Raw genomic sequence first — 12720 nt, forward strand, 5'->3', positions numbered from 1 at the left:
GGTCCGGACTTCGCGCGGGTGGCGGGCAGTTGGACGGTGTACCCGAACATCGAGCCGAAGTCGCACACGTTCGAGTTCTCGTACAAGGTCGGCGCGGGTTGCGATCGTGGTGTCGCGTTGCAGACGGGGATGACGTACGCGGGCTCGTTGGGTTCGGGCAACTACGCGACCAAGGGTCCGGCGATCACGGTCCGCAAGAACGTGTCGACGACGGTCCTGGCGGCGGTTTCGGGTGCGCAGGTCGGCCAGGCCAGCACGCTGTCGGCGACGGTGACCGGTGGTGCGAACGGTGACACGGTCGAGTTCTACGACGGTGCGGCCAAGGTGGGTACGGGTGCGTTGAACAACGGTGTCGCGACCTACGCCTGGACGCCGTCCACGCGTGGTGCCCACACCCTGGTCGCGAAGTACCTGAACACCTCCAAGGCGAACGCCTCGCAGTCCGCCGACCAGACCGTGCAGGTCGCGCAGTCGGACGCCGCGTCGACCACCGCCCTGGCCGCGGTTTCCGGCGCGCAGGTCGGCCGCTCCAGCGTGCTCAAGGCAACGGTGACCCCGGCGGCAGCCGGCGGCACCGTCACCTTCAAGGACGGCGCCGCGACGCTGGCCGAGGTGCCCGTGGCGGCCAACGGCGAGGCCAGCTACACCTGGGTTCCCGCCACCGCGGGCAACCACGCCATCACCGCGACCTTCTCGGGCCGCACCGGCGTCACCGGCTCGACCGCCAACGCCTCGGTGTCCGTTGCCGAGCAGCCCGCGGGCAACGTTGCTTCCACCACCGTGGTGACCGTCGGCGCGAACGCGAAGGTCGGTGTCGCGGGCTCGGTTTCGGCCCAGGTCACTCCCGGTAACGCGGGTGGCACCGTCACCTTCAAGGACGGCGACACCGTGATCGCCACCGCCGATGTCGACGCGACCGGCAAGGCGACCGCCGCGTGGACGCCCGCGAACGACGGCCAGCGCGTCATCACCGCCGAGTACTCGGGCGGCGCCGGGGTGAACGCCTCGGCCGATCAGGTCTCGGTCCTCGTGGTCGCAGGTGCCACCGGCGGTGGCGGCAGCCTCGGCTCGGTGTTCGGCTCCTAGGGACAGTCCGGCCGCTGCACAGGTAGTTCACCGATCCCCGTCGCCTCGTCAGGCGGCGGGGATCGGTTGTCTCCCGAGGATCAACCGCGCGCGTCGGGCTCCGCGGCGACGAGAACCTCCTCGAGGAATTCGAGGGGGACCGCCGGCCGGTCCGACGGCCAGCGGTCGCTGCGCCGATCAGCCGCCAGCGCGGCAACGACGGTGACGAGGTGCGGCCCCTCGTCCAGCAGGAACCGGACCAGCCCGAGTTCCGCGCAGGTCGCCGCCACCGGTGCCAGGGTGTCCTTCGCCTCGTCCAGATGTCCCGCCGCGGCGAGGCAGGCGACGAGAAGTCGTCGCGCCTCCAGCCCCGACCGTGCTCGATCACCTCCGCCGAGGCGCGCCGCGATCTCCCGCGCCCGGCTGGTCGCGGTCTCCGCGGCGCCGGGGACGTTCTCGGCGATCAGTGCGCGAATGCCCGCGATCTCCTCGAGTTCCGCGGTGAACTCGGCCAGACCCGAGACCTCCGGCGCCCCGACCGTGGGACGGTCCGCGGACGAGGCGTCGCGGGTGTGGTCCACCAGCGGACCGTTCGCCAGGCCCCACAGTTCGCTGGCGGTGGAGGCGAGGGTCCCTCGCAGGGCGCGGATTCGGGGTCCCGCGCCGAGCGAGGTGAACCGAAAGTCGAAAGCCGCAGTCTCGCTGGGTAGGCCGATGCTCTCGTCGAGGAGCTGTTCGGCAGCGACGACGTCGCCGCGTTCGTACAGCAGGTTGCCGAGCAGCGATCCGGCCAGTCGCGAGATGTGCGAGTGCCCGCCGCCGAGTCGAGCCGCGTGGGTGAGGGCGGTCCGGAAGTTGTGCTCCGCGGCGTCCACGTCGAGTTCCTCGTTGGCCGCGATGCCCGCGAAACAGTATCCGTACATCGCGTTGTACGGACTGCTCGACTGCTCGTGATATCGAGCGGCCCAGCGTTGGAGGCTGCGTACCTCGGCGAATTCGTAGCGCTGCAGGGCCCACAGGGAGGTGATGTTCGCGGCCGCCGACACCACCCAGGGACGCAGCGACTCGGCGCGGTCCAGGCAGGCGGAGGTGAGCTCGCGAACCCCGTCGAGCCGGCCGGTCGAGACGGCGAGGACCCCCTCGACGACCGATGCCTCGGCGCGCAGGTCACCGATCTCGACCGGACTCAGCCCGCTTCGGTCGAGGGTGGCGTCCACGAGTTCGAGTGCGGTTCGGGTCGGGGCGAGGCGCTGCAACAGCGCGTTGGACCAGGCCACCGACAGTTGTAGCCGCGGCCGGGTCGCCGCGAGCGTGGGAGGCAGCTTTCCGGCCAGGCCGAGCAGGGTGGCGAGCTGCGATCGCTCGACGAGGGCGCCGCTGTGCACCTCGACGAGGTCCACGGCGAGGGGTGGATCGCCCGACTCGAGCGCGTGATCGACTGCCTCGCTGAGATTGTCGTGTGCGGCCAGCCACTGCGCGGCCGTGCGGTGCAGTTCGGGCACCCGCTCCGGGTGATCGCGTTCCAGGCGCCTGCGCAGGTACTTCGCGAACAGCTGGTGGTAGCGGAACCAGTCGCGATCGTGACCGTCGTCGATTCGGCGTAGGAACAGGTCGCGGCGCTCGACGTCCTCGAGCATCGCCAGGCCTCGCGGGATCCCGGAGAGCTCGGAGGCGAGGTCGCCGCACGTCCTGGCCGTCACCGATGTGGCGAGCATGAACTCGAGCGTGGTGGAATCCATGGTGTCGAGGACGTTCTCGGCGAGGTACTCGGCGATCGCCTGGTGTCCGCCGGAGATGCTGTCGATCAGTGTGGACGGATCCTCGCTCTCGCGCAGCGACAGTGCGGCGAGCTGGAGGGCGGCCGCCCACCCGTCGGTCGACTCGTTGAGCTCGGCGACGTCGGCTCGCGTCATTCGCAGGCCACCCAGTTCGACCAGCATCCGCTGCGACTCCTCGGTGGCGAAGCGAAGTGCGGTGGAATCGATTTCGACCAGTTCCTGGCGAACCCTCATGCGGCTCATCGGAAGTCCACCGATACTTCGGGTGGTGACGAGGATTTGCAGGTGATGGCAGCCGTTCTCGAGCAGGAAGTTCAGCGCCTCGATCGATGCGGGATCGGTCACGCGGTGCCAGTCGTCGACGATGACGGCGGTGCGTACCCCGCGGTCGTGAATCTCGTTGACCAGCGAGGTCAGAACGTACCGTTCCGCCTCGTCGGCATGCTCCTCGAGCGTGAGTTGCAGCTGGCCCGCCAGCGCCGGCTGCACCCGCCGGATCGCCTCCACGAGGTGGGCGAGAAACCACACCACGTTGTTGTCGTCGTCGTCGACGGTGAGCCAGGCGACGGCCACACCGTCGGCGACGAGCACGTCCCGCCACTGCGCGGCGAGGGTGCTCTTGCCGTATCCGGCGGGCGCGTGCACGACCGTGAGCCGGCGGCGTTCATCGGTGTGCATGGCCGCGATCAGCCGGCTTCGCTCGACCAGACTTCGTGTCGGTGTCGGCGGCCGGAACCGGGTCTCGGGGACCGGCGGGGTGGTCGTGCCGCCGGGGGTGCGTACGACGGGAACCCGACGATCGCGTCGCCCGGTCGTCGCCGACGGGGCCGGGAAGGCTGCGGTCGAGTCGGACCGGTCCGGGTCGGCTTCGAGCCCGTCGGGGATCGCCATCTCGTCGACCCGGAGTCCGTGCCTGCGCTGGACCTCGCGCAGTGCCTCGCCGAGCGCCGCTGCCGAGGCAGGGCGGGCCGCCGGCTCCTCCGACATGGCCGCCTCGACGACGGCGCAGACGTCCGCGGGCGTGCCGCCGGGGCGCAGATCGGGCACCGGTTCGGTGGTGATCCGCAGGAACTGGGCCACGACCTGTTCGCCGCTGCGCCGCTCGTACGCCGCGTGCCCGGTGATCAGACAGAAGAGTGTCGAACCGAGGCCGTAGACGTCGGAGGCAGGGGTCGCCGGTAGGCCCCGGAGCACCTCCGGGGCCGTGAAGGCAGGCGACCCGGCGAAGGTTCCCGCGGTGGTTTCGAATCCTCCTGTGACACGGGCAATTCCGAAGTCGGTGAGCTGTGGCTCGCCGAACTCGGTCAACAGGATGTTCGCAGGCTTGACGTCCCGGTGCAGGGTGCCGACCCGGTGTGCGGTCTCGAGCGCTCCCGCGACCTTCACCCCGACGCTCACCGCCTCCTCCCAGTCCAGCGGACCCTCGGCGCGCACTCGTGCCTCGAGGGAGTTGTGCCGGTGGTACGGCATGACGATGTAGGGCTGGCCGGCCGAGGTGACGCCGGATTGCAGGATGTTCACGATGTGCGGGTGTCCGGAGAGCCGACCCATGGCGCGCTGCTCGCGCAGGAACCGGTCGAGATTCTCCTCGTCCAGGTCGGTGGTGAGCAGCTTCACCGCGACCGCTCGGTCGAGTGCACGCTGCAGGCAGCGGTACACCACTCCGAAGCCGCCCCGACCGATCTGCTCGGGTTCCTCGAAACCCGCGGCTGCCAGTTCGGCAGCGATCCCGGCACCGTCCCGCTGCGTCGCAAATGGGTCGATCTCGCCCATGGTGGGAGCCTCGATCTCGGTTGGTCACCTGTGACCGCCGACGCCTCCAGCCTAACCCGCCACGGGCAGAGGTCGCCGGGCGTGGAAACGGGGCCAACGGTGTGGTCTCGATCGGGCCGAACGGCTAGCCGGGCGCGATCGTGCGGGGGAGACTGGGAGACATGGACCACAGGATGACCGACAACGAGTTGCGCACCGCGATTCGGACGTTGCGAGACCGTGCGGACGATGCCCGGCGCCACGACGACACGGCAGCAGCCGACGCCATCGAGAAGACGATCCGCGACTACCAGGACGAGATGTCGACTCGCCTGTAAGCCGGTGCGGCACCGCGCATCCGGTCGGTGACGGCCGCCGGTGCGCGGCCGCGACGATCCGCGCGTCGTGCCGCGGTCGCCGCGTAGACTCCGCCTGACTCGACCACATGGCAGGGGGAGACAGCGGTGAAGGATCTGCGCGGGAAGAAGTGCCTGATCACCGGCGCCGGCAGTGGTATCGGCAGGGCCACGGCCCTGGCCGTCGCGGCCGAGGGCGCCGAACTGTTCCTGACCGACATCAACGCGGCCGGTTTGGCGGAGACCGTCGAACTGGTCGGCCGTGCCGGCGGGACGGTGACCGAGTCGAGGGCGCTGGACGTGTCCGACTACGACGCGGTCACCGCGTGGGCACGCGACGTCGACGCCGCCCACGGCGCGCTCGACGTGGTGATGAACGTCGCCGGCATCTCCGCCTGGGGGACCGTCGAGAATCTCGAGCACCGGCACTGGAAGTCGATGGTCGACGTCAACCTGATGGGGCCGATCCACGTGATCGAGAACTTCGTGCCGCCGATGGTGCGGGCCGGTCGCGGCGGTCACCTCGTCAACGTGTCCTCGGCGGCGGGCCTGCTCGCCCTGCCGTGGCACGCGGCGTACAGCGCCAGCAAGTTCGGTCTGCGCGGCGTCTCCGAGGTGCTGCGTTTCGATCTCAAGCGGCACGGTATCGGGGTTTCCCTGGTGGTGCCGGGTGGCGTGAAGACCCCACTCGTGGGCACGGTGCAGATCGCGGGCGTGGACCGTGACGACCCGCGGGTGCAGAAGCTGGTGCACCGCTTCGAGAAGCGCGCGGTCACCCCGGAGAAGGTGGCTGACTGCATCGTGCGCGGCATCAAGCGCGACCGCTACCTCGTCTACACCTCCAACGACATCCGCTTCGGCTACTGGTGGGCGCGCAAGTTCGCGCCGCCGTACGAGTTCGTGATGCAGAAGGCCAACGACCAGTTCAGCAAGTTTCTCTGAGCCGATCCACCGTGCGTGACCAATTGGTCTGTTTTCTGCCGATCGGAGCGGACAAGCGTCCATCTTGTTGGCCGAAAGTGCCCTCGCCGGGTCCGCCGACGTGGTCTACTGCCCTTCGATTCGGCCCATGCCGATGGCCCCCGGGACGGGGGAGTCGGTTGTAGCCGGCGACAACACTGGGTGCCCCCACGCTGGTGGGCGCCCTCGGCTCTGGAGGAAACGGCATGTCGGGGATGTCTGTGCGTCGCGCGGTCGCGGCGACGGGTGCGTTAGCGGTCGCCGCCGGATTCGCGGTGACGATGGGGGCGGGCGCTGCAAGCGCGGCGCCGGAGACGATCACGGTGCAGGACGGGGCGAACTCCATCACCCGCACGGTGAGCAACGTGAACCCCAACGAGGGTGAGACGGTCACGGTGACAACGCAATTCGCAGGCACCGCCACTCCCGACACGCTCAACTGGTTCGAGAGCTACACCCCGACCTGTTTCACCTACAAGACCGGCACGGCGAAGGTGGCCGGGTTGACGGTGCCGCTGCAGAGCACCGGTGCGGGCGTGGTGCGCGTGGCAGGTAGCTGGCCGATCGACGCGGCCGTGGCCAACGGCTCGCCGACCACCGAGTTCCAGTACGTCGTGGGTGCCAACTGCACCCGCGAGGTCGTCCAGACCACCGGATTCAAGTACGGCGGCGGCGCCACCTCCGGCACCTTCGACACCAAGGGCCCGCTGGTCACGGTGGCGAAGAACGTGACCACCACCCAGCTCAACCCCGTCACCGTCGGCAAGGCGGGCGTGCCGGTGAAGATGACGGCCAACGTGCTCGGTGGACGCAAGGGCGACCTGGTCAAGTTCTTCGCGGGCACCACCGAACTCGGGTCCGGGGCGCTGGACGCGGACAACGGTTTCGCGACCTACACCTGGAAGCCGGCGATCTCGGATGCCGGGCCGCAGGCCCTCACCGCGCAGTTCCTGGCGACGCCCTTCGCGGCCGCATCGACCTCGCCGGTGCAGAACGTGACCGTCGAGCCGGGTGACATGACCACCTCGACGACGCTGATCCTGCCGCCCACCGCGCTGACCGGTGTCGACGTCGCCCTCAAGGCGCAGGTGTCCCCGTTCCCGACCGGCGGCGACGTGACGTTCAAGTCGGGCGCCACGGTGCTCGGCACCGCGCCGGTCGGTGCAGACGGCACCGCCACCGTGACCGTTCCGTTCACCCTGCCCGGCGCCAAGTCGATCACGGCCGTGTACTCCGGCGTGCCCGGGTTCACCGGGTCCACCTCGCCCGCGGTGACCCTCACGATCTCCGATCCCAATGCGACCGACGTGGCGACCACGACGACGCTGATCCTGCCGACCGTCGTGCAGAAGGGGAACGCGGCCTTCCTCGTCGCGCAGGTGGCCCCGAACGCCACCGGCGGCACCGTCCGCTTCTACAGCGGCACCGAGCCGATCGGTAACCCGGTGGCGCTCGTCAACGGCAAGGCCAACATGACCAACATCTTCACCGTCGACGGCGTCGCGGACATCCGCGCCGTCTACACCGGCGCGCCCGGCTTCCTCCCCTCCGAGGGCACCGGAACGCTGACCGTCGCGGACACCCTGCCGCCCACCAGCGGCGGCGGCAGCGCCGACATGATCGGGGCACTGCTCGGGGGCAACGGCAGCTGATCGTCGCCAACCCGTGAACGCCACCGGCCCGGACGCAGCGCGCGTCCGGGCCGGTGGCGTTCGTGCGGTCAGGCCGGCACGGCGGCCCGCGTCAACCTGCCGCTGTGCATCTCGTACACGTCGTCGACCAGGTCGAGCTGGCCGAGGTCGTGGGTGACCATCACGATCGCCACGTCGCGCTCCCGGCTGAGGTCGGCCAGCAGACCGACGATCTCGCGGCTGCGGTTCTCGTCGAGCGCGGAGGTCGGCTCGTCCACCAGCAGCACCGACGGGTCGTTCATCAGGCTCCGGGCGATCGCCACCCGCTGCCGTTGACCGCCGGAGAGCTGGTGCGGACGCTTGTCGAGCTGCTGTTCGAGGCCAAGCGAGGACAGCAGTTCCCGGGCACGGTCCCGCTGGCCGCGGACCTTTCCGCCGCTGAGGTGGGTGATCATCAGCAACTGCTCGGTCGCGGTGAGCGAGGCGATCAGATTGGCCTGCTGGAAGACGAACCCGAGTTGCGTGCGTCGCACGGTGGTGCGCTCCGACCTGCTCAGCCCGGTCACGTCGACGCCGTCGACGGTGACGGTTCCGGAGTCGGGCGTGATCAGCAGCCCCGCCACGGCCAGCAGGCTGGACTTGCCGGAGCCCGACGGCCCGGTCACTGCGACCAGTTCGCTGCGGCCGACGGCGAAGTCGACGTCGTCGAGGGCACGCAGACGGGTGTCGCCGTCGGGGTAGGTCAGGACGGTGTTCTTCAGGACGATGCTCATGGCGTTCTCCTCGAGTAGTGGCGACGGGTCGCGGGTCAGCGCGCCGAACCCAGCGCGGTCAGTGGGTCGGCCGAGACGATCCGGGTCAGTGCGGCGGTCGCGCCGAGCATGCCGAGCGCGATCAGGGCGAAGAAGGGCAGGAAGGTGCCGGTCGCGGTGAGGGTGAAGGGGACCGCCGTCGCTGCCACCGTGCCCAGTCCGACCGCGGCCAGCGTGCCGAGGCCCGCGCCGAGTACCAGCACCACCAGTCCCTGTCCGAGCGCGTCGCGCAGCAGATAGCCGGTGGACGCCCCGACCGCCTTGAGCACGGCCAGGTCCTGTCCCCGCTGGATCGTCCAGATCGTGAAGAAGGCGCCCACGACCAGCGCGCTGACCACCAGGAGCATGCCCTGCATCAACAGCAGCGAGCCGCGCTCGGAGGTGTACGACCCGATCGCGTTGATCGCCCCGTTCTCGTCGGTCACGGCGGTTCCGGTCGCGGCGCCGGCCGCGGTCGCGTCGAAGCCGGCCGAGGTCCGCATCGCGATCACGGTGCCCTCGCTGCCGCCCGCGGTCGGCAGCGCCAGCCAGTCTGCGCGATCGAGCCACACCACCGACTGGTGGCTGTAGAACGAGTCGTCGACCAGCGCCGAGACGGTGAACGGTCGGCCGCCGAGCTCGACGGCCGTGCCGACGGCCCAGTTGTTGTCCTGGGCGAGTTCCCGATTGACGGCGATCTCGCCGGGTGCGAGCGGGACGGGGGCGGCGAACGACGAGCCGTCGACGCCGAAGGCGCTCGCGCTGATGTCGTGTCCGTCGGCGGTCACGCGGGCGGGGGCGATGCCGATGATGGAGGCAGCGTCGACGCCGGGCGTCGCCGCGAGTTCGCGCTGCTGTTCCTGCGTGACCTGGGAATCGCTGAACGACACCTTCTGTCCCTCGGCGGGAGCGCCGAAGGCGAAGGAATTCGCGCCGAGATTCTTCACCGCCGCGATCGACTGGTTGCCCAGTCCGGCCGTCAGGCCGGAGAGCATCACCACCATGAGCGAGATCAGGAACAGCACCACGCTCATGAGCGCGAAGCGGCCCTTGGCGAATCGGAGGTCACGAATACTGAGGAACATGGCTACCAGCCTGGCCGCCGAGGCCCGGTCACGGCATCGCGCAACGGATGGGTGCCGCGGTCAATCGAAAGTTGGAGATCGCCAGTCGTGGCCGGTCAGAGCCTCGGGCGGGTGTTAGCGTGGATGCAATGCAGTACTCGGACCCCGGCCACGGCGACGGCGCGGCACTCGCGGGCGGCCACGACGACGGTCCGGCGCCGGTGTTGCGCATCATGCAACTCGGCGCGCACGCGCTGTTCGTTCTCCTGCTGGCGGTCGGCGCGGCGCGCAGCGCCGTGGACGACGACCACAGGGTCGCCGCACTGATTCTCGCGACCGTGGTCCTGGTCTGGTACCTGCTCGGCATGTGGTTCGCCCGCAAGTCCGCCGCAGGCGGCGGCGACTGGTACGGCCGGGTCTGGCTCGGTGTCCTCGTGCTCGGTTGGCTGGGCCTGGCGGCGCTGAGCGTCAACTTCGTGTGGTTGGCGTTCCCGTTGTTCTTCCTGTGCTTCCATCTGCTCTCGACGCGCAGCGCCCTGGCCGCCACGGTCGCGATCACGGCGGTCGCGGTCGGGGGCGTGCTCTGGCACGGCACCGACAACACGCTCGCCTCCATCCTGGGCCCGATCTTCGGTGCCGCGGCCGCGGCGGGCATGGCGGTGGTCTACCAGCAACTGCTGCGTGACGCCCAGCAGCGCCGTCGACTGTTCGACGAACTGACCAGCTCGCACAACGAATTACTCAGTGCGCAGGACGAACTCGCGTCGCTGCAGCGCGAGGCGGGCGCGGTCGACGAGCGGGCCAGGCTGGCCCGCGACATCCACGACACCCTGGCACAGGGGTTCTCCTCCATCGTCCTGCTGGCCCGGGCAGGGCAACGCAGCGACGAGCCGGCGGCGGTCCTCGGCCAGATCGCGGAGACCGCGCAGGACAATCTGGCCGAGGCGCGCCGGGTGGTCGGGGCCCTGACCCCGTCGGCGCTCGAGGACGCGTCCCTGGCATCCGCGCTGCGCCGACTGCTCGTGCAGTTGCGTGAGCACGCCGGCATCGTCGGCGAGCTGGTCGTCGACGGGGAGATCGGCGCGCTGCCGATGGACTACGACGTGGCGCTGCTACGGGTGGCGCAGAGCGCCCTGGCGAACGTACGGCTGCACTCCGGGGCCCGGCAGGTTCGGCTGACGCTGAGCTACGGCCCCGACGAGATCCGGCTCGACGTGGTCGACGACGGCGTCGGATTCGACCCGGACGGCGAGTTCGCGCCCACCTCGTTCGGTCTGCGTGCCATGCGGGACCGGCTCGACTCGTTCGGCGGGTCGCTGGTCGTGGAGTCGGCGCCGGGTGACGGAACGGCTCTGGCCGCAACGCTTCCCGTGGATGCGGAGCAGCGATGACCGGCGACCGGCTCCGCATCCTGCTCGTCGACGACCACCCGGTGGTGCGGGCGGGCATGCGGGCGCTGCTGTCCTCCCACGACGGCCTCGACGTGGTCGCGGAGGCCTCCTCCGGGGAAGCGGCGCTCGAGCTCGTCGACAGCGAGCGGCCCGACGTGGTGCTGATGGACCTGCGCCTCGGGGAAGGGATGGACGGAGCCCAGGCGACGGCCGCCATCACCGCGCGACCGGACCCGCCGCGGGTGGTGGTGCTCACCACCTACGACACCGATGCGGACATCCTGCGTGCGGTGGAGGCGGGAGCCGCGGGGTACCTACTCAAGGACAGTGACCCGACGGTGCTGATGGATGCGGTCCGCGCCGCGGCGCGCGGGGAGACTGTGCTCAATCCCGATGTCGCGCAACGGCTCTACCGAAGAATCCGGTCGCCGCGGGTGGAGTTGAGTGCGCGTGAGACCGAGATCGTTGCGCTGGTCGCACGGGGTCTGTCGAACCGGGCCATCGCCAAGGAGTTGTTCGTCACCGAGGCCACCGTGAAATCGCACCTGGTGCACGTGTTCTCGAAACTCGCTGTGGACAGTCGGACCGCCGCGGTGGCGGCGGCCCGGGAACGCGGTCTGATCGCCTGACCCGCCGCACGGATCGCTCGCGACGCGTGCACGGGCGCACTACCGTCGAGTCATGGCGAGCGAACGTTCTTCCGGTCCGGGGGTCGACTCCGAGGTGGGAACCCTGCGCACCGTGCTGTTGCACCGCCCCGGTGACGAGCTCAAGCGGCTGACCCCGCGCAACAACGACCAACTGCTCTTCGACGGCCTGCCCTGGGTGGATCGTGCCCAGGACGAGCACGATGCGTTCGCCGAGTTGCTGCGCTCGCGTGGGGTGGAAACCCTGCTCCTGTCCGACGTGCTCACCGAGGCGCTGACGGTCAGCGGGGCGGCGCGGATCCAGGGCATCGCCGCCGCGGTCGACCCTCGGCGCCTCGGCCACACCCTCGCCCAGGAGCTGTCGGCGTACCTGCGGACGGTGGACCCCGTCACCCTCGCCACGGTGCTCACGGCGGGAATGACCTTCGACGAGTTGCCGATCGGACCGAGCGGCGCCTCGTTGGTGCGGCGCATGCACCACGGCGGCGACTTCGTCATCGAACCGCTGCCGAACCTCCTCTTCACCCGCGATTCGTCGTTCTGGATCGGCGACCGGGTGGCGATCACCTCGCTGGCCCTGCCCGCGCGGGCGCGGGAGGCGTCGCTGACCGACCTCATCTACGCGCACCACCCGCGTTTCCTCGGTGTGCGACGGGCCTACGAGTCGCACACCGCACCGGTCGAGGGCGGCGACGTGCTGCTGCTCGCGCCGGGGGTGATCGCCGTCGGTGTGGGGGAGCGCACCACCCCCGCGGGGGCGGAGGCGTTGGCGCGCAGCGTCTTCGAGGACGACCTCGCCCACACCGTGCTGGTGGTGCCCATCGAGCAGCAGCGTGCCTCGATGCACCTGGACACCGTGTGCACGATGGTCGACGTCGACGCGGTGGTGATGTATCCGGCCGTCGCACACACGCTGACCGCGTTCACGCTGCATCGGGAGGACTCGGGAGTGAGCATCCGGGGCGCGGACCCGTTCGTCGAGGCGGCCGCCGACGCGATGGGCATCGGCAAGCTCCGGGTCATCGACACCGGGCTCGACCACGTCACCGCCGAACGCGAGCAGTGGGACGACGGAAACAACACCCTGGCGCTGGCGCCGGGCGTGGTGGTGGCCTACGAACGCAACGTCGAGACCAATGCGCGGCTGGAGTCCTCGGGTATCGAGGTGCTGCGGATCGCGGGCTCCGAGCTGGGCTCGGGACGAGGCGGCCCGCGCTGCATGTCCTGCCCGGTGCAGCGCGACCCGCTGTGAGTCCTTCCGGCCCCTGTGCGGACCGGAAGTGCT

General features: G+C 70.2%; 10 protein-coding genes. 7 read left to right on the forward strand and 3 right to left on the reverse strand.

Features of this window, described 5'->3' with window-relative positions; all coding sequences use genetic code 11:
* A partial coding sequence (locus tag ACFVH2_RS06180; RefSeq protein WP_378420394.1) for an Ig-like domain-containing protein occupies nt 1-1086 on the forward strand: 1086 nt, incomplete at its 5' end.
* Nucleotides 1087-1166: 80 nt separating this feature from the next.
* On the opposite strand, the gene ACFVH2_RS06185 is transcribed toward ACFVH2_RS06180, so the two are convergent.
* Entirely contained in the window at nt 1167-4616 is a 3450-nt protein-coding gene (locus ACFVH2_RS06185) for a protein kinase (RefSeq protein WP_378420393.1), read from the reverse strand.
* 161 nt (nt 4617-4777) lie between these two features.
* Here ACFVH2_RS06185 and ACFVH2_RS06190 point away from each other — a divergent pair, with 161 nt between their 5' ends.
* The 3 genes from ACFVH2_RS06190 (at nt 4778) to ACFVH2_RS06200 (ending at nt 7563) form a co-directional block, all read left to right on the forward strand.
* Nucleotides 4778-4933, forward strand: coding sequence for a hypothetical protein (locus ACFVH2_RS06190; RefSeq protein WP_378420392.1), 156 nt, complete (start codon nt 4778-4780; stop codon nt 4931-4933).
* A gap of 126 nt (nt 4934-5059) precedes the next feature.
* Nucleotides 5060-5893 (forward strand): SDR family oxidoreductase, encoded by an 834-nt coding sequence (locus ACFVH2_RS06195; RefSeq protein WP_378420391.1) that lies wholly within the window; start codon nt 5060-5062, stop codon nt 5891-5893.
* A 224-nt stretch (nt 5894-6117) separates the two neighbouring features.
* Nucleotides 6118-7563 carry an Ig-like domain-containing protein gene (locus tag ACFVH2_RS06200; protein ID WP_378420390.1) on the forward strand — a complete coding sequence of 482 codons (1446 nt, stop codon included), beginning with the start codon at nt 6118-6120 and terminating at the stop codon, nt 7561-7563.
* A 68-nt stretch (nt 7564-7631) separates the two neighbouring features.
* Here ACFVH2_RS06200 and ACFVH2_RS06205 read toward each other — a convergent pair whose 3' ends face one another.
* Together ACFVH2_RS06205 and ACFVH2_RS06210 are read right to left on the reverse strand one after the other, a co-directional pair.
* Nucleotides 7632-8315 carry an ABC transporter ATP-binding protein gene (locus ACFVH2_RS06205; RefSeq protein WP_378420389.1) on the reverse strand — a complete coding sequence of 228 codons (684 nt, stop codon included), beginning with the start codon at nt 8313-8315 and terminating at the stop codon, nt 7632-7634.
* Nucleotides 8316-8350: 35 nt separating this feature from the next.
* The gene (locus tag ACFVH2_RS06210) at nt 8351-9418 is read right to left on the reverse strand and encodes an ABC transporter permease (protein WP_378420388.1); all 1068 of its coding nucleotides are present in this window, start codon (nt 9416-9418) and stop codon (nt 8351-8353) included.
* A gap of 200 nt (nt 9419-9618) precedes the next feature.
* Between ACFVH2_RS06210 and ACFVH2_RS06215 the strand changes: the two genes are divergently transcribed.
* From ACFVH2_RS06215 to ACFVH2_RS06225, 3 genes are read left to right on the forward strand one after another with little or no spacing between them, the layout of a single operon-like run.
* Nucleotides 9619-10788: a sensor histidine kinase gene (locus ACFVH2_RS06215; protein WP_378420537.1), complete on the forward strand. Its 1170-nt coding sequence runs from the start codon at nt 9619-9621 to the stop codon at nt 10786-10788.
* Nucleotides 10785-11417, forward strand: coding sequence for a response regulator (locus tag ACFVH2_RS06220; RefSeq protein ID WP_378420387.1), 633 nt, complete (start codon nt 10785-10787; stop codon nt 11415-11417). Before ACFVH2_RS06215 ends, ACFVH2_RS06220 begins: the two co-directional genes overlap by 4 nt.
* Before the next feature lie 52 nt (nt 11418-11469).
* On the forward strand, nt 11470-12687 hold the full coding sequence (locus ACFVH2_RS06225; RefSeq protein ID WP_378420386.1) for an arginine deiminase: 1218 nt from the start codon (nt 11470-11472) through the stop codon (nt 12685-12687).
* Nucleotides 12688-12720: the final 33 nt, after the last annotated feature.

Origin of the sequence: Rhodococcus sp. NPDC127527, from assembly GCF_042672245.1 — a bacterium.
Taxonomy (GTDB): Bacteria; Actinomycetota; Actinomycetes; order Mycobacteriales; family Mycobacteriaceae; genus Rhodococcus_G.